The organism is Pseudomonas sp. G2-4 (assembly GCF_030064125.1).
Taxonomy (GTDB): domain Bacteria; phylum Pseudomonadota; class Gammaproteobacteria; order Pseudomonadales; family Pseudomonadaceae; genus Aquipseudomonas.
This window is the reverse complement of the sequence record NZ_CP125957.1, coordinates 3446459-3465221: the sequence shown is the minus strand read 5'-3', so window position 1 is coordinate 3465221 and position 18763 is coordinate 3446459. Positions and strand designations below refer to the sequence as shown.

At 61.0% G+C, this 18763-nt stretch carries 11 protein-coding genes; 10 read left to right on the top strand and 1 reads right to left on the bottom strand.

Annotation, left to right across the window (positions count from 1 at the left end; genetic code table 11):
• Nucleotides 1–82: 82 nt before the first annotated feature.
• The 3 genes from QNH97_RS15020 to fabF are packed head-to-tail and all read left to right on the top strand — an operon-like array spanning nucleotide 83 to nucleotide 5612.
• A complete protein-coding gene (locus QNH97_RS15020) occupies nucleotides 83–1192 on the top strand; it encodes an efflux RND transporter periplasmic adaptor subunit (protein ID WP_283552706.1) in 1110 nt (369 codons plus the stop codon).
• Nucleotides 1189–4269 (top strand): efflux RND transporter permease subunit, encoded by a 3081-nt coding sequence (locus QNH97_RS15015; protein ID WP_283552705.1) that lies wholly within the window; start codon nucleotides 1189–1191, stop codon nucleotides 4267–4269. The genes QNH97_RS15020 and QNH97_RS15015 overlap by 4 nt, the downstream gene beginning before the upstream one ends.
• Before the next feature lie 56 nt (nucleotides 4270–4325).
• Nucleotides 4326–5612, top strand: coding sequence for a beta-ketoacyl-ACP synthase II (fabF, locus tag QNH97_RS15010; RefSeq protein ID WP_283552704.1), 1287 nt, complete (start codon nucleotides 4326–4328; stop codon nucleotides 5610–5612).
• Between the two features lie 231 nt (nucleotides 5613–5843).
• Here the strand turns inward: fabF and QNH97_RS15005 are convergent, their stop codons facing one another.
• A complete protein-coding gene (locus tag QNH97_RS15005) occupies nucleotides 5844–6329 on the bottom strand; it encodes an Lrp/AsnC family transcriptional regulator (RefSeq protein ID WP_283552703.1) in 486 nt (161 codons plus the stop codon).
• A gap of 125 nt (nucleotides 6330–6454) precedes the next feature.
• On the opposite strand from QNH97_RS15005, the gene QNH97_RS15000 reads away from it, so the two are divergent.
• The 7 genes from QNH97_RS15000 (at nucleotide 6455) to QNH97_RS14970 (ending at nucleotide 18731) form a co-directional block, all read left to right on the top strand.
• Complete coding sequence (locus QNH97_RS15000; protein WP_283552702.1) at nucleotides 6455–7486, top strand: histone deacetylase family protein; 1032 nt, start codon at nucleotides 6455–6457, stop codon at nucleotides 7484–7486.
• A 98-nt stretch (nucleotides 7487–7584) separates the two neighbouring features.
• Nucleotides 7585–8985, top strand: a complete 1401-nt coding sequence (locus tag QNH97_RS14995) for an amino acid permease (protein ID WP_283552701.1) — start codon at nucleotides 7585–7587, stop codon at nucleotides 8983–8985.
• A gap of 30 nt (nucleotides 8986–9015) precedes the next feature.
• Nucleotides 9016–10080, top strand: a complete 1065-nt coding sequence (gene ocd, locus QNH97_RS14990) for an ornithine cyclodeaminase (RefSeq protein ID WP_283552700.1) — start codon at nucleotides 9016–9018, stop codon at nucleotides 10078–10080.
• Nucleotides 10081–10379: 299 nt separating this feature from the next.
• A complete protein-coding gene (locus QNH97_RS14985) occupies nucleotides 10380–12083 on the top strand; it encodes a type I secretion system permease/ATPase (protein WP_283552699.1) in 1704 nt (567 codons plus the stop codon).
• 18 nt (nucleotides 12084–12101) lie between these two features.
• Nucleotides 12102–13421 carry an HlyD family type I secretion periplasmic adaptor subunit gene (locus tag QNH97_RS14980; protein ID WP_283552698.1) on the top strand — a complete coding sequence of 440 codons (1320 nt, stop codon included), beginning with the start codon at nucleotides 12102–12104 and terminating at the stop codon, nucleotides 13419–13421.
• Between the two features lies 1 nt (nucleotide 13422).
• Nucleotides 13423–14754, top strand: coding sequence for a TolC family protein (locus tag QNH97_RS14975; RefSeq protein ID WP_283552697.1), 1332 nt, complete (start codon nucleotides 13423–13425; stop codon nucleotides 14752–14754).
• A gap of 113 nt (nucleotides 14755–14867) precedes the next feature.
• Nucleotides 14868–18731 carry a M10 family metallopeptidase gene (locus QNH97_RS14970; protein WP_283552696.1) on the top strand — a complete coding sequence of 1288 codons (3864 nt, stop codon included), beginning with the start codon at nucleotides 14868–14870 and terminating at the stop codon, nucleotides 18729–18731.
• The last annotated feature ends 32 nt before the right edge of the window (nucleotides 18732–18763 follow it).

Below are 18763 nucleotides of genomic sequence, written 5' to 3'. Positions count from 1 at the left end.
ATCTTAGCTTTGTGACCATTGACAGTATTGGTCACAAGTGGCAAAAATGTGCTCCCAGTCCACTGTTCAGTAAAGGGAACCTATGCTCCGGCTCCGACCCACCTCCATTGCCGCTTGCTTGTTGCCTCTAGTCCTCACGGCGTGTGGCGGCTCATCCACTGCCACCGATCCGCGCACGCTGGCTCCCCTGGTGAGGGTTGCGCAAGTGCAGGGTTCGTCAGCCAACGCTCGCTCTTTCACCGGCGTCGTGGCTGCTCGCGTACAGAGCGACTTGGGCTTTCGCGTGTCAGGCAAGGTGTTGGAACGCCTGGTGGACGCCGGTCAGAGCGTTAAAAAGGGGCAGTCGCTCATGCGCCTGGATCCGGTCGATCTGGGGTTGCAGGCGCGAGCGCAGCAAGAGGCGGTCACTGCCGCGCGGGCTCGGGCCAAGCAGACAGCGGATGACGAGGCCCGGTATCGCGAACTGGTCGCCGCCGGGGCTATCTCCGCGTCGGGCTACGACCAGATCAAAGCCGCCGCCGATACGGCCAAGGCGCAACTCAGCGCGGCCGAAGCGCAAGCTGACGTGGCCCGTAACGCGTCCAGCTATGCCGTGCTAGTCGCGGATGCCGACGGCGTTGTGATGGAGACGCTCGCCGAGCCCGGGCAAGTCGTCAGCCCGGGGCAGCCGGTGGTTCGACTGGCGCGAGCCGGGCAGCGTGAAGCCGTTGTGCAACTGCCCGAAACCTTGCGGCCAGCCCCTGGATCCAGCGCGCAGGCGACGCTTTATGGCAACACCACTGGGACTGTCACGGCGAAGCTCAGGCTGCTTTCGGATTCGGCCGACCGGGTGACACGTACCTTTGAGGCGCGCTATGTGTTGGAAGGGGCGCTGGCCAATGCGCCGCTGGGCTCCACTGTCACACTGCGCATTGCCGAAGGTGCCGCCCCAGGGCCGGTGTTACAAGTGCCGATCGCTGCTTTGTACGACCCGGGCAACGGTACCGGCGTGTGGGTCATTGACGGTGAGCCCGCAAAAGTCACCTGGCGACCTGTCCAGGTCCTGGGCTTGAGCGACGACGCCGCGCGCGTCGCAGGCCCTCTCAAGGTAGGCGAGCGCATCGTCGGACTGGGCGCGCATCTGCTGCGGGATGGCGAGTCAGTGAGACTGATCCAACACGATGGTGTGAAGGTTGCCGGGGGCAGCCAATGAGCCTCAATCTCTCGGCCATTGCCGTGCGCGAGCGCTCCATCACGGTGTTCCTGATCTTCCTGATCGCCGTCGCGGGGACCCTGGCATTCTTCAAGTTGGGGCGCGCAGAGGATCCTCCGTTTACGGTCAAGCAGTTGACCGTCATCACTGCATGGCCGGGCGCGACAGCCCAGGAGATGCAGGACCAGGTCGCTGAGCCACTGGAAAAACGCCTGCAAGAGTTAAAATGGTACGACCGCTCGGAAACCTATACCCGACCCGGCCTGGCCTTCACCATGGTGTCGTTGCTGGACCGCACGCCGCCTTCACAGGTGCAGGAAGAGTTCTATCAGGCGCGCAAAAAGCTTGACGATGAAGGCACCAAGCTACCGGCGGGTGTGATCGGGCCGTTGGTCAACGACGAGTATTCGGACGTGACGTTTGCGCTGTTCGCGCTGAAAGCCAAGGGCGAGCCGCAGCGTTTGCTGGTACGTGATGCTGAATCCTTGCGCCAGCGTCTGTTGCATGTGGCCGGCGTGAAGAAGGTCAACATCATCGGTGAGCAAGCCGAGCGCATCTTTGTGTCCTTCTCCCACGACCGGCTGGCCACCTTGGGCGTTTCACCCCAGGACATCTTCGCCGCGCTGAACAGCCAGAACGTGCTCACACCCGCCGGCTCCATCGACACCAACGGGCCGCAGGTTTTCCTGCGGGTGGATGGCGCTTTCGATAAGTTGGAGAAAATTCGTGATACGCCGTTGGCGATCCAGGGGCGTACGTTGAAGCTCTCGGACGTGGCGACGGTTGAACGAGGCTACGAAGACCCGGCCACCTTCCTGGTGCGCAATAACGGCGAAGAGGCCTTGTTGCTCGGGGTCATCATGCGCGAAGGCTGGAACGGCCTGGACCTGGGCAAGGCACTGGACGCCGAGACGACCAAGATCAACGAAGGCATGCCGCTGGGCATGACGCTGACCAAAGTCACCGATCAAGCCGTGAACATTGATTCGGCCGTTGGCGAGTTCATGGTCAAGTTTTTTGTCGCGCTGCTGGTGGTCATGCTCGTGTGCTTCATCAGCATGGGCTGGCGCGTAGGCGTTGTGGTCGCAACGGCCGTACCGCTGACACTGGCGATCGTGTTTGTGGTGATGGCGGCCAGCGGAAAGAACTTCGACCGGATCACCCTGGGCTCGCTGATCCTGGCACTCGGGCTGCTGGTGGACGACGCGATCATCGCGATCGAAATGATGGTGGTGAAAATGGAGGAGGGCTACGACCGCATCAAAGCCTCCGCCTACGCATGGAGTCACACGGCCGCACCGATGCTGTCGGGTACGCTGGTGACGGCGATTGGCTTCATGCCCAACGGCTTCGCGCAATCGACGGCCGGCGAATACACCAGCAACATGTTCTGGATCGTCGGCATCGCGCTGATCGCCTCCTGGGTGGTCGCGGTGGTCTTTACCCCTTACCTGGGGGTGAAAATGTTGCCGGACATCAAGCCGGTCGAGGGCGGGCATGCCGCCATTTACAACACCCGCCACTACAATCGCTTCCGCCACGTCCTGACGCGGGTCATCGGCCACAAATGGCTGGTGGCCGGCACGGTGATCGCGCTGTTTGTCGTGGCCATCCTGGGCATGGGGCTGGTCAAGAAACAGTTCTTTCCGACATCGGATCGCCCCGAGGTGATGATCGAGGTGCAAATGCCCTATGGAACGTCCATCGAGCAAACCAGCGCCGCCACGGCCAAGGTCGAAGCCTGGCTGCAAAAACAGGCGGAAGCGAAAATCGTCACGGCCTATATCGGACAGGGCGCGCCGCGTTTCTTCCTGGCGATTGCGCCAGAACTCCCTGATCCGTCGTTCGCCAAGATCGTCGTGCTGACGGAGAGCCAGGAGGCACGGGAAACCCTCAAGGTCCGTCTTCGCGAAGCGGTTGCCGCAGGGCTCGCCCCGGAGGCCCGGGTCAGGGCGACCCAGATTGTGTTCGGTCCGTACTCACCGTTCCCGGTGGCCTACCGGGTGATGGGGCCTGACCCATCGAAACTGCGGGAAATTGCCGGCCGCGTACAGGACGTCATGCAAGCCAGTCCGATGATGAGGACGGTCAACGCCGATTGGGGACCGTTGGTGCCAACGCTGCATTTCAGTCTGGATCAGGATCGCTTGCAGGCGGTTGGGCTGACATCCAGCGCCATCGCCCAGCAACTGCAATTCCTGCTGGCCGGCGTGCCGATCACGGCGGTTCGCGAGGATATCCGTTCGGTGCAGGTGGTCGGTCGAGCGGGGGGTGATATCCGTCTCGATCCTGCCCGGATCGAAGGCTTTACGCTGGTGGGGGCTGCGGGGCAGCGTATCCCGCTGTCCCAGGTCGGCGAGGTGGATGTGCGCATGGAGGATCCGATCCTTCGGCGACGTGATCGTACGCCGACCATTACCGTGCGCGGCGACATTGCCGAAGGCTTGCAGCCACCGGACGTCTCGGGCGCGATGATCAAGCAATTGCAGCCGATCATCGACACGCTCCCTGACGGCTACCGGATCGAGCAGGCAGGGGCCATCGAGGAATCGGGCAAGGCCGGCCAGGCGATCTTGCCCCTATTGCCGATCATGGTGGCGCTGACGCTGCTGATCATCATTGTCCAGGTGCGCTCGATCTCGGCGATGATCATGGTGTTCTTCACCGCGCCGCTCGGGCTGATTGGCGTAGTGCCGGTGCTGCTGATATTTCACCAGCCGTTCGGCATCAACGCCCTGGTCGGCCTGATCGCACTGTCGGGCATCCTGATGCGCAATACGCTGATCCTGATCGGGCAGATCCATCACAACGCCCAGGAAGGGCTGGATCCGTTCAATGCCGTCATCGAAGCCACCGTACAACGGGCCCGCCCCGTGCTGCTGACGGCGCTGGCCGCGATCCTGGCGTTTATTCCCCTGACACACTCCGTGTTCTGGGGCACGCTGGCCTACACGCTGATCGGCGGTACGTTCGTCGGCACCCTCATGACGCTGGTGTTCCTGCCGGCGATGTATTCCATCTGGTTCAAGATCCGTCCTGACCATCCTGCTCAACGTGAAACAGCACGGCTGGCATAAGCGAGTGATTGCTTTCGGCTGGCAGTGAGCGGCGACTGAAAAATGAAGAGGTTCTTATGAGTACTCCCGAAGGTCAAAAGCGAATCGTTGTCACGGGCGTCGGCATTGTCGGCCCCTTGGGCTGCGGCGTAGAAGAGGTATGGCAACGGTTGCTGGCCGGACGCTCGGGCATTCGTATCCTGCCCGGCGATGTCACCGAGGGTACCGGTGTGGCGGTGGGCGGACAGGTACCGTCGCTGGAAGAAGACGCCAGCGCCGGTTACGACCCGGAGCGCGTCATTTCGGTGAAGGATCGCAAGAAAATGGATCGCTTCATCGAGTTTGCACTGGTCGCCGCCGACGAGGCCCTGGCACAGGCCGACTGGCATCCGACTGAAGCGGCCGACCAGGAACGGACCGCCACGATCATCTCATCGGGGGTGGGTGGCTTCGGCGCGATCGCCGATGCGGTACGCACCACCGATACGCGTGGTCCGCGGCGCTTGTCACCGTTCACTGCACCGGCCTTTCTCGCCAACATGGCGGCGGGGCATGTCTCCATCCGCCACGGTTTCAAGGGGCCGCTCGGTGCGCCGGTAACGGCCTGCGCCGCCGGGGTCCAGGCCATCGGCGATGCGGCCAGGCTGATCAGGAGCGGTGAGGCAGATATTGCCTTGTGCGGTGGCACCGAAGCGGCGATTGATCGGGTGACCCTGGGGTGTTTTGCGGCGGCTCGCGCGCTGTCCACGGGATTTGCCGAGCGCCCGCAGGAGGCCTCGCGCCCCTTCGACCGTGACCGCGACGGCTTCGTCATGGCCGAGGGCGCCGGGGTGCTGGTGATCGAATCACTGGAACACGCCCTGGCGCGTGGGGCCAAGCCCCTGGCGGAACTGGTCGGCTATGGCACCAGTGCCGATGCCTACCACCTGACGGCAGGTCCGGAAGACGGCAATGGCGCACGGCGGGCGATGGAGCAAGCGCTGCGCCAGGCAGATGTCAGCCCTGCTGACGTGCAGCACATCAACGCCCACGCGACCTCCACCCAGGTCGGCGACAGCGGGGAACTGGCCGCCATTCGCGCGGTGTTTGGCACAGGCTCTGGCGTGGCGATTACCTCGACCAAATCCGCCACTGGGCATTTGCTGGGCGCGGCCGGGGGCATTGAAGCCGTCTTCACGGTATTGGCGTTGCGCGACCAAGTCGTACCGCCAACCTTGAACCTGATTCATCCCGATGAAGCCGCCGACGGGCTCGACCTGGTCGGTTTGAGTGCCCGGAAGATGCCGATCACCCACGCGCTTTCCAATGGGTTTGGGTTCGGTGGGGTCAACGCCAGTGTGTTGTTCCGTCGTTGGGCACCTTGAGCCCACGTGAATGCCGGTCAGTTAATCGAAATAACAGCGAACACCCTTTGTGATTTTGTGACTTTGTGGCGAGGGGATTTATCCTCGCTGGGCTGCGTAGCAGCCCCAAAGCTCAATCAATCAGGCACACAGAGTGGTCTGGTTTCAGGGGGCTACTTCAGCCCACGGGGATAAATCCCCTCGCCACAGGACCGCATCCGCGACCAACGTATCGAGGTCTGTGGAGGCTCGCTAGTCCAGCACCGGTACCCGGGTGACCGCCTTGATCTCCCTTAGTGCCAGGCTCGACTGGATCGAGGCGATGCCGGGTTGCCGACGCAGCACGTCCTCCACGAAGCGGCCATAACTTTCCAGATCGGTAGCCAGCACCGTCAACACGTAGTCGGCTTCGCCCGTCACCTTGTGGCAGGACAGCACCTGCGGCAGCTTCAAAATCACCTGCTCGAAGTCGTCCGGTGCGTTGGCCGAGTGATTGCCGAAACGCACCTGGGCGAAGGCCATCACGTCGAAGCCGAGCTTTCGTCGGTCCAGGTTGGCCTGGTAGTCCTTGATGATCCCCAACTCCTCCAGACGCTTGCGCCGCCGCCAGCAGGGCGTGACGGTCATGGACAGCCGTTCGCCCAGTGCGGCGCTGGACAAGGTGCCGTCCTCCTGTAGCAGGCGCAGCAGATTGCGATCGACCCCGTCCAGTTCGTTCATAGCAATACTTTTGCTCATATAGGTCGCCATCCCGGGTGATTTTGCTCAATGGTCTGGAATTACTGAGCATAAAGCAAAGCATTTTCAGGCTCGTGACGAGAAAATTAGCTCATCCAATCACACCCAGAAAAAAGGACATTCGCGTGCTGACAGTCTTCAGCTCCAACCATCGACTGCACCATGGCTCCGAGCTCAAGGACGGAGCGGTGACCCCGTCGTTCGAAAACCCGCAACGCGCCGAAACCGTGCTGGCACGTGTGCACAGCACGGGCCTGGGAGACGTCATCGCGGAGCAGTCGTTTGACCGTTCCTGCTATGTCGCGGCCCACAGCGAGCGATATGTCAGTTTCCTGGAAAATGCCTGGGCAGAGTGGACCGCTACAGGCAAGACCCATGACGCGCTGCCTCTGGTCTGGCCGGTGCGTGACCTGGCCATTGACCTTGAGCCTGGCTTCATCGATGGCAAGCTCGGTTTCTACGCCATGGACGCCGGCGCGCCGATCACCGGTGGTACCTGGGAGGCCGTACGCAGCAGCGCCAATGTGGCGCTCACCGGCATGCAGCGGGTCATCGACGGCGCTCATGGTGCCTTCGCCCTGTGCCGTCCACCGGGACACCATGCCGCCCGCGAATACATGGGCGGTTATTGCTACCTGAACAACGCCGCTATAGCCGCCGAACGTTGCCTGAGCCAAGGGGCAAAACGCGTGGCCGTGCTGGATGTCGACTTCCACCACGGTAATGGCACGCAGAACATTTTCTACGACCGTCCCGACGTGTTTTTTGTCTCGATCCATGGCGACCCTCATGTGTCGTACCCGTATTTCGCCGGTTATGTGCACGAGAAGGGTGTCGGGGCGGGTGAGGGCTTTACCGCGAACTACCCACTGGCCAAAGGGACCGCCTGGGCGCAGTACCAGAGCGCGTTGAAGGATGCGCTGGCCCGCATTGTCGCTCAGCGCCCCGATTTCCTGGTGGTCTCGCTCGGCGTCGACACGTTCGAAGACGACCCCATCAGCCACTTCAAACTCACCAGTGAAGACTTCCTGCGCATGGGCGCCGAGATCGGCAGTGCGGGCATCCCGACCCTGTTCGTCATGGAAGGCGGCTACATGGTCGACGAGATCGGCATCAATGCCGTGAACACCTTGCAAGGGTTCGAAAGCCGAACCTGACGCGGCTTGCTTCAACACCTGTGACACCTACGGAGGGCTCGCTTCGGGCCTTCGTTCGGCTACGCAATGCACCTACCAACAATAATAAGAGGTCGATCATGGAAAACATTACCGGGAGCCTTGAGAAAAGCTCCGTTGTCGAACCCGGCCGTGACGGGCATCTGAAACGAACGCTGGAGAACCGCCACATCCAGCTGCTTGCCATTGGTGGTGCAATCGGCACCGGGCTGTTCATGGGCTCGGGCAAGGTTATTGCGCTGTCCGGCACTTCGATCCTGCTGGTGTATACGATCCTCGGGTTTTTCCTGTTCTTCGTCATGCGGGCAATGGGCGAGCTGCTGCTGTCCGACCTTCGGTTCAAGTCCTTCGCTGACATCGTCGCCCATTATCTGGGACCACGCGCGGGGTTCGTGCTGAGCTGGTCCTACTGGCTGAGTTGGAGCGTCGCGGTGGTCGGCGATGTGGTCGTGGTGGCTGGATTCTTCCAGTACTGGTACCCGGACGCTCCCGCCTGGATGCCGGCATTCGCCACGCTGTTCGTGCTGCTGGGGTTGAACATGCTGGCGGTGAGGGTCTTTGGTGAGGTGGAGTTCTGGTTCGCCATTATCAAGATCGTTGCCATCGTCATATTGATCCTTACTGCTGCGGTAATGATCGCCACTTCCTTCACCTCACCCAACGGTGTTGTCGCCTCACTCTCGAACGTGGTGGCGCCGGGGACTATCTTTCCCCATGGCATCAGCGGCTTCTTCGCCGGGTTCCAGATCGCCGTGTTCTCGTTCGCCGGCACCGAGCTGATCGGCACCACCGCCGCGGAAGCGAAGAACCCGGAGCGCACGCTGCCCAAAGCGATCAACACCATCCCGGTGCGGATCCTGTTGTTCTACATCCTGGCCCTGGTGTGCATCATCAGTGTGGTGTCCTGGGCCGAGGTGCCGGCGAACCGCAGTCCCTTCGTCGAGCTGTTTCTGCTGGCCGGTTTTCCGGCGGCAGCGGGGATGATCAATTTCGTCGTATTGACCTCGGCCGCTTCGTCGGCAAACAGCGGCGTCTACTCCGGTTGCCGGATGCTCTTCGGGTTGGCCGAACGGCGCAATGCACCGGCCATCTTCGCCCGGCTTTCGGCGCTCAGCGTGCCGGTCTACAGCCTGCTGTTCTCGGGGGTGTGCATGCTGACCGGGCTGGCGTTGCTGTTCATCATTCCCGAAGTGATGACGGTGTTCACTCTGATCTCAACCATCTCGGCAATCCTGGTGATCTTCACCTGGTCGATGATCCTGGCGTCCTATATCGCTTATCGCAAAAAGAATCCCGCGGCTCATCAAGCCTCGCGCTTCAAATCCCCGGGCGGCGTACCCATGGCTGTCGCCACGCTGGTTTTCCTGGGTTTTGTGCTGGTGCTGCTGGCCTTGGAACCCGACACCCGGATAGCCCTGTGCGCCATGCCGCTGTGGTTCATCTTCCTGCTCCTCGCTTACCGTCGCCGCAAGGCCGCGTAGTCTCATTCCTGATTTTCACGGAGGTATTTCATGACGCGTTTCGTAGATGTTCCCACCATGTCCCGGCTGGTCGAACATATCGGCATTTCCAGGTTCATCGGCGAGCTGGCAGACGCCATTCGCGATGATTTCATCGACTGGCTGGCCTTCGACAAATCGCCACGGGTCGCCAATCACTCGGAGATCGGCGTGATTGAGCTGATGCCAGTGTCCAACGCTCAGCGTTACGCCTTCAAGTACGTCAATGGCCATCCGAAGAACACCCAACGCGGCTTGTACACGGTGATGGCGTTCGGTGTGCTGGCCGATGTCGAGACCGGCTATCCGGTGTTGCTCTCGGAGTTGACCGTGGCCACCGCGCTGCGCACCTGCGCGACCTCCCTGATGGCTGCCCGAGCGCTGGCCCGGCCCGATTCCCGGCGCATGGCCCTGATCGGCAATGGTGCACAAAGCGAATTCCAGGCCCTGGCCTTCCACTATCACCTGGGCATCCAAGAGGTCGTGGTCTTTGACGTCGATCCGTTGGCTACCGAGAAATTCATCCGCAATCTGGCCGGGCACCCCTCGCTGAAGATCATTCGAGCGGCCTCGATCGCCGACGCCGTACGCGGCGCCGATATCGTCACCACGGTGACCGCCGACAAAACCTACGCGACCATTATCACCCCGGAGATGATCGAGCCGGGCATGCATATCAACGGCGTCGGTGGCGATTGCCCGGGCAAGACCGAACTCCATGCCGATGTGCTGCGTGCCGGCAAGGTGTTCGTCGAGTACGAACCCCAGACGCGCATCGAGGGCGACATCCAGCAAATGCCGGCGGACTTCCCGACGGTCGATCTCTGGCGTGTGTTGGCGGGCCAGATTGTCGGGCGGGACGACCGTGAGCAGATCACCATCTTCGACTCGGTAGGCTTCGCACTGGAGGACTACTCGGTGCTGCGTTACATCAACGAGCAGGCCGAGGCGGGTAACCTGGGGGTTGGCATCGAGTTGGTGCCGTGGGGCGAGGATGACGATGATAACGACCCCAAGGACTTGTTCCGCTACACACGGTCCAGCAGGTCGCGCAAGTCGGTACGACGAATAGCCTGACCGCTTTTCCCTTCCGGTAGAGACTCGCCTGCGGGAAAACAAGTACCGCTTGCCCGATCATCCCAGCGGATCCAGTCCGGCATGGAAGGGGGCCAACCTGCAGTTGGCCCCCTTCGCACATCTTCACTCGCCTGGTTATCCCCGCCTTAAGAATCCCTTGAACGTGCCGATACAGCGCGGTAGATCCGATTGCGCAGGCGCTCCAGAGGTGCCCCGCTAAAGATAATCCAGGCATTCGTACGCCTGTATTCCTTCCGTTTTTTCAGGTTTGTACATAAGCGGACCTCAGGTAATAAACCATGTCAGCCCACCCCAGGACCGAGCTGGAAAGCGCCCTTGCCGCATGCAAAGGCAGTTTTCTATCCGTTGGTTTTTTCAGCTTTTTCGTCAACTTGCTGATGTTGGTTCCATCGTTCTACATGCTCCAGGTATACGACCGCGCCGTAGCCAGCGCGAGCCTGTCGACGCTGTTGATGCTGACGCTGATCATGATGCTGTTGATGATCACGATGGGTGGCCTGGAATGGGTTCGCTCGCGGATTATGGTGCGCATCAGTACGCGCCTGGACACGCTGTTGGGCCAGCGCTTGTTCGATGCCAGTTTCAGACAGGCACTCAATACCTGCGGTATGAACGCCACAGCCCAGCCACTGAGCGATTTGAATGCGTTGCGCCAGTTCCTGACGGGTAACGGCCTGTTTGCGTTTTTCGACACGCCCTGGATCCCTATCTACCTCGCCGTCATGTTCATTTTTCACCCTTGGTTCGGCTGGATGGGGTTATTGAGTGCGGTGTTGCTGGGCGCGCTGGCCTTCGTCAACGAAAAGCTCACGCATGCACCGTTGCAGGCTGCCAACCGTGAGCAGATGGCCGCTACTGCCTTCACCAACAAAAGTTTACGCAATGCCGAAGTGGTTGAGTCCATGGGCATGCTGGCGAGTCTGCGCCAGCGCTGGAGCGGGCAAACCCATAAGGTCCTGACCCTGCAAAGCCTGGCCAGCGACCGCGCCACGAGCATTTCGGCGGTGTCCCGAACGTTTCGTCAGATCGTCCAGTCGCTGGTGCTGGGCCTGGGCGCCTACTTGACGATCAATCATGAAATTTCGCCCGGACTGATGATTGCCGGCTCTATCTTGTTGGGCCGTGCGCTAGCGCCCATCGATCAGTTGATCGGCGTGTGGAAAGGCTTTCTGGGCGCACGCTCGCAATATGCCCGGCTGCACGAATTGCTAGCCAGGATTGCCGCCGAGCCTGAGCGTATGTCGTTGCCGGCACCTGAGGGGGCGATCCGTGTCGAGGGGCTTTCGGTAGGGTCTCCGGATAGCCGCAAGCCGATTATTCGTGGGCTGGACTTTCAAGTGCTCGCCGGTGAGGCAGTGGGCATCATTGGTCCCAGCGGCGCCGGAAAGTCGACCCTGGCCAGGGCATTGCTGGGGATCTGGCCAAGCCTGAGCGGTACCGTGCGGCTGGACGGTGCGGACATCAGTCAATGGCGTCGGGACGAACTGGGCCAATACATCGGCTATTTGCCGCAGGACATCGAGCTGTTCGAGGGCACCATCAGCCAGAACATCTCACGCTTCGGCCCCGTGAATGCACCTGCGGTAGTCGCTGCCGCGCGCATGGCCGGCGTACACGAGCTGGTGCTGCAACTGCCCGATGGCTACGACACGGTGATTGGCGCCAATGGCGGTGGCTTGTCCGGCGGCCAGCGGCAACGCATCGGCCTGGCCCGCGCCTTGTACGGCGAGCCGCGCCTGGTGGTGCTCGATGAACCGAACTCCAACCTCGATGATGCCGGTGAAAAAATGCTTGCCGAAGCGCTGCAAAAGCTCAAGCAGAGCCGTGCCACGGTGTTTGTCATTACCCATCGCTCCGGGGTGTTGGCGCAGGTGGATAAATTGCTGGTTCTCAATCAAGGCGAGCTAAGCCTGTTTGGGCCGCGCGACAAGGTCCTGGCGCGACTGCGGGGCGTTACGCCCGCTACCGCGATTCAATCGTAGAAACGGATGAGCAACTTCATGCAAAGCACTCACTCCTCATCCGCCGATACGTCCGGGCTGCCAATCGATGACGCACCGATACGTCGCATCGGTTACCTCATGCTGTTGGTCACCTTTGGCTTGTTCGGCGGCTGGGCTACCCTGGCGCCGCTCGACAGCGCGGCACTCGCGCCGGGTGTGGTCACGGTCAAAAGCTACCGCAAGACCGTTCAACACCTTGAAGGCGGCATCGTGCGCGAACTGCGCGTGCATGACGGCGACCAGGTGAAGGCTGGCGATGTGTTACTGGTGCTCGACAACACCCAGGCGCGCTCGGAAATGGAAGCCATGCGCAGCCAGTTGATCGCCGCCCTCGAACTGCAAGCCCGGTTGGTGGCTGAACGTGATTCGCTACCCGAGCCTGCGCCTGAGCCGACCCTGGACTCGGCTGACCCACGAGTACGCGAGGCCCGTGACAGTGAAGCGCGAATCTTCCAGACCCGCCGGACCTCGTTGCTGGGTGAAATCGGCTTGCAAGAGAAGTCCATCGGACAGATCGAGGAGCAGATTCGCGGACTCAAGGCCGTCATCGCCAGCAAGCAAACACTGGCCACGTCCTATGAGGAAGAGATTGTCGACTTGCGTGCGCTGTTGGCCGAGGGCTACGTAGACAAGCAGCGCCTGCGCGAGCAAGAGCGCAGCCTCTCTCGCTTGCAGGCCGAAATCGCCGAAAGCCAATCCGAGATCGCTCGAGCGCGGGTCCATATCGACGAGGCGCAGTTGAAAATACTGCAACTGAAAAAGACCTTTGCCACCGAGGTCGCCGGCCTGCTGGGGGATGCACGGAGCAAGGTCTATGAATTGCGCGAGCGACTGGCGACCCTGCAAGACCGCGACCAACGCACCGATATCCTGGCGCCCGAGTCGGGCATGGTCATGGGCATGACCGTGCACACCCTGGGCGCGGTGGTCAGCCCAGGCACTGCGCTGCTGGACATCGTCCCGGTCAACGAAGAACTGATCATCGAAGCACAGGTTTCACCGATGGACATCGACCGTATCGCCCTGGGCAAGCTGGCGCACATTCGCTTCAGTGCGTTCAAGAGCAGCACCACACCGGTCATCGAAGGGCAATTGGTGCAGATATCCGCAGACCGCCTGACCAACAAGGACACCGGCACAGCCTATTACCTGGCACGCGTGGCCCTGACCGACAAAGGCCGTCAGGCACTGGGCAATCTCACCCTGGTGCCGGGAATGCCGGTCGAAGTGTTGATCAATACGGGGGAGCGGACGCTGTTGCAGTACTTGATGCAGCCTGCCAGCAATGCTTTCGCCCGCTCGATGATCGAGGACTGACATGAAGTTCCTGATCGCGATATGCCTGGCTGTCATGCCGCTTGGCACCCTTGCTGGCAGCGGGATAACGGGCTCTTACATAGACCTGTGGCAGTTACATCAGGAGGCGCAGGGTGCTGATCCGCGCATCTTGCGGGCTCAAGCCCTGATCCGTAGCGGCGAGGGCAACGAGCGTGCGGCCTTGGGTCAACTGTTGCCGCAGCTCAACGCCAGCGGCAGTGTCAATCGCAGCCGCCGTGACGACGACCTGAACCGCATCCAGTACAACGGCAAACGCATGGCGGTGATGCTCAACCAGGTGATCTACGACCCTCAGGTCTGGCGCAGTTACCAGAAGTACATAGAGCTGGCCCGGCAGGGCGAATACGAATCCGATGACACCCAAGTGCAGGCCAGCATTGACCTGTCCGAGCGCTACTTCGCCGTGCTGGCGGCGGAGGATGAACTGTCCCTGGTGCGCAGCGAGCTGGACGCGACCGAGCGCAACCTCAAGCGCGTCAATGCCCTGTATGCGCGGCAGATGGCGATGGTGACCGACACACTGGATCTTGAGGCGCGAGTGGATGCGCTCAAGGCTGATGAGATCGAAGCCAGCAACAAGGTCCAGGTCAGTCGTGAAGCCATCTCCGAACTGGTGGGGCGCGACGTCCAGGAACCGCTCAAGCGCATCGGCGACAATCCGGCCTTCAGCCTGCCGGCCCAGGCGCAGGATTATTGGGTGCAGACTGCACTGGACAGCAACCCGGCATTGCATGCCCGCGAACACAGTATCCGTGCCGCGGATGCGGCGATTGGTGAGGCCAAGGCCGGCCATCTGCCCCGGCTGGGCCTGAACTTGACGGCGCAACGCAGTGACATCGGCTATGAGGGTGCATTGGCGCCTCGCTCGGACAATCTAGTCGCTTCCCTCGACTTGCAGGTGCCGCTTTACAGTGGCGGCTCCACCCGTGCCCGAGTGTCGACTTCCGAAAGCGACAAGGAAGTCGCCCAGCAGGAGCTGGAAGCCCTGCGGCGCCAGGTCGTCAAGGAAACCCGCACGGCGTACCTCGGCATGACCGCTGAACTGAGCCGAATCAAGGCAACGCGTCGCGCACTGGAATCCGCTGAGAAGTCACGGATAGCGACCGAGAAAGCCTTCGCCTATGGCGTCAAGAATGCCGTCGATGTGCTGGACAGCATCAAGGAAGAGTTTCGCGCACGGCGGGATTTCTATCAGTCCCAGTACAAGTTCGTGACCAGCTTGCTCGTATTGCACCGCTGGAGCGGAAGATTGGGGGAGGGGGATATTCGCCGGGCCAATGATTGGCTGGTGGCGCCGGCCTCTTCGGATTAACGGTTAAAAAAACAGTGGCCAACTGATATCAAACGCCCTGTTTCTCATGCAAAATAACCCTTTGTAGCGGTCGCATCCCAGGAATGGCCGCAGATTGATCTCAGGAAGCTCGTATGCCCAGTCCACTTGGTTACTCCTCTATTTCGTACGCAAAGCTGACCGCTAACGCGCAGGTCAACAGTTTGCTTTACGGCACTTATTGGAGCGGCAGCGCGATCACGGGTACGTCCCTGACGTACAGCTTCATGACGGCGGATTCATATTTCTCCACCCAGTACAGCGGTGAGCGCGAATACCTGGGCGGCTACGAGGTGACGTCGGCGCAGCAAGACGGCATTATCAGTTCGCTCGGCGCGTGGAGTTCGGTCGCCAACCTTAAGTTCACTGAGGTTGCCGAATCCTCTACCAATGTCGGTGACTTGCGGTTCGGCGGCTATCAATGGATGGATGACGACACCGCTGCGTGGGGCTATTACCCCGGCAGGACGGCCGCCGCTGGCGATGTCTGGTTGGGACCGATCACGAACGATCCGACACCCGACAAGGGCTCCTACGACTACCTGGTCTTTATGCATGAGATCGGCCACGCGCTGGGCCTCAAGCATCCGTTCTCCCAAGGCCTGGCAAACCCCACGGTGCTTTCCGCCCAGTTCGATGACGTGCGCTACACGATCATGAGTTACAACAGTGGGTACTCCTATGAGCCAACCACGCCCATGTTGTTGGACATCGCCGCCATCCAGAGCCTCTATGGTGCCAACACCCAGTGGCAGACTGGCAACAACACGTATAGCTGGGCTGCTGGTCAGTCGGTGTTCGAGACTATCTGGGACGCGGGCGGCAATGACACCATTGATGCAAGCAATCAGGCGGGTGCCGTTCGCATCAACCTGAATGAAGGCCAGTTCAGTAAAATCGGCCAGGCCTTCACCAACCTCAAGACCGGGGCGGCTTTCAATGAAGGGCTGGCGATTGCCTACGGCGCTAAAATCGAAAACGCTATTGGCTCGGCTAATGACGACACCCTGATTGGCAATGCACTGGGCAACCTTCTAAATGGTGGTGTCGGCAAAGACACCATGACCGGCGGGGCAGGCAACGATACCTACGTCGTCGACAACCTCACGGATATCGTCAGCGAAACCAGTACCCTGGCCAGCGAAATCGATACCGTGCGTTCCTCGGTGACCTGGACCCTGGGCGCCAATCTGGAAAACCTTACGCTGATCGGGAGTGCCAACCTCACTGGCACCGGCAACGCCCTGAACAACGTGCTGACCGGTAATGCCGGCAACAACCTGCTGAACGGCGGCGTCGGGCGGGACACGCTGGCGGGTGGCGCCGGCAACGACACCTATATGCTCGACAACCTCGGCGACCAGGTCATCGAGCTCGCGGGCCAAGGCCGCGACCTGGTACGTACAACCGTCAGCCATACCTTGTCCGCCAACGTCGAGGACGGCCAGTTGCTCGGCGTTGCCGCCCTTAATCTTGTTGGCAATACCCTGGACAACAGCTTGGTTGGTAACACTGCCGCCAACGTGCTCAATGGACTGGGCGGCGCGGATACCCTGGACGGCGGCGCCGGCAATGACACTTATGTCGTCGACAACATAGGTGACACAGTCATTGAGCGGGGCGCTTCGCTCACAGAAATCGACAGCGTCATCTCTTCAGTCAATTACACGCTCGGTAGCAATCTTGAGGTCCTGTCACTCAGCGGCAGCGGTAACCTCAGCGGTACCGGCAACGCGTTGAACAATCGCATCACCGGCAATGCGGGCGCCAACGTTCTGGACGGCGGCAGCGGTATCGACACACTGGTCGGCGGTGCGGGCAACGACACCTACGTGGTCGACAACCTCAAGGACGTCATTACCGAAACCAGCACCCTGGCCAGCGAAATCGACACCGTGCGCGCCTCCTTGAGCTGGAGCCTGGGCGCCAACCTGGAAAACCTTACACTGCTCGGCGGCGCCCATCTCAATGGCACCGGTAACGCGCTGGCGAACGTGCTGACCGGCAACGTTGGCAGTAACGTGCTGAATGGCGGTGCTGGACGGGACACGCTGATTGGCGGGGCCGGTAATGACATCTATCTGCTGGACAACCTTGGCGACAACGTCATCGAGCGCGCCGACGAAGGCCGCGACCAGGTACGTACAACCGTCAGTCATACCCTGTCGGCCAATGTCGAGGATGGGCAACTGCTCGGCATTGCCGCCCTCAATCTTGTCGGCAATGCCCTGGGCAACGTGCTGATCGGCAACAGTGCGGCCAACGTGCTCAATGGCTTGGGCGGTGCCGACACTCTGGACGGCGGTGCCGGTATTGACACGCTCATCGGCGGCACCGGCAATGACACATACGTGGTCGACAACCTCAAGGACATCGTCAGCGAAACCAGTACCCTGGGCAGCGAAATCGACACCGTGCGTTCCTCGGTGAGTTGGACCCTGGGTGCCAACCTGGAGAACCTCACACTGCTTGGCAGCGCCAGCCTCAATGGCACCGGCAACACCCTGAAAAACCTGTTGATCGGCAACGCCGCAAGCAATGTATTGAACGGTGGCGCAGGCAGCGATCACCTTGACGGTGGCGCGGGCAATGACACCTATGTCATCGACAACCTTGGCGACACGGTCATTGAGCGGGGCGCTTCGCTCACAGAAATCGACAGTGTCATCTCTTCAGTCAGCTACACGCTCGGGACCAACCTTGAGGTCCTGACTCTCAGCGGCAGCGGCAACCTCAATGGTACCGGCAACGCGCTGAACAATCGCATCACCGGCAATGCGGGCGCCAACGTTCTGGACGGTGGCAGCGGCATCGATACCCTGATCGGCGGCGCAGGCAATGACACTTACGTGGTCGACAATCTCAAGGATGTCATCAGCGAAACCCGCACCCTGGCCAGCGAAATCGACACCGTGCGCGCTTCGGTGAGCTGGATCCTTGGCGCCAATCTGGAAAATCTCACGCTGCTCGGCAGTGCCAACCTCAATGGCACCGGCAACGCGCTGGCGAACTTGCTGACCGGCAACACTGGCAATAACGTGCTGAACGGCGGTGCCGGACGGGACACGCTGATGGGGGGTGCCGGCAATGACACCTATCTGCTGGATAACCTTGGCGACAACGTCATCGAGCGCGCCAGCGAAGGCCGCGACCTGGTACGTACAACCGTCAGTCATACCTTGTCCGCCAACGTCGAGGACGGCCAGTTGCTCGGTGTCGCCGCGCTCAATCTGGTCGGCAACGCCCTGGACAACAGCCTGATCGGCAACAGCGCCGCCAACGTGCTCAATGGCCTGGGTGGCGCGGATACCCTGGACGGCGGTGCCGGTATCGACACCCTTATCGGTGGCACCGGAAACGACACCTACGTCGTTGACAATCTCAAGGATATCGTCAGCGAAACCAGCACCCTGGCCAGCGAAATCGATACCGTGCGTTCCTCGGTGAATTGGACCCTGGGCGCCAACCTGGAAAACCTCACGCTCACCGGTATCACTCACCTGAATGGTTCTGGCAATGCCTTGGATAACGTATTGCTCGGCAATACCGGCAACAACACGCTGAATGGTGGGGCGGGTAACGATCAACTCAACGGCGGTGCCGGCAATGACCTGCTGATCGGTGGCATCGGCACTGACAGCCTCATCGGCGGTGCCGGGGCCGATCGATTCATCTTCAGTGCCTTGGGTGAGCTGGGCCTGGATAGCGCTCGCGACGTCATTTTCGATTTCAGCCGCCTGCAGGGTGATAAGATCGACCTGACGAAACTGGACGCGAGTCTCCTGACTGCGGGGATAAACAAGTTCAGTTTCATTGATTCGAGTGACTTCACGGGCGCAGGGCAATTGCGCTTTGTCGATCAGGTGCTTTCCGGCAACGTCAACGGCGATCTGGGCGCCGATTTCGAGATCCAGTTGCTGGGTGTCAACACCTTCAGCGCCAACGATCTGGTTGCTTGATACAGCAGTTCAGAACTCTACAGGGTAAAACC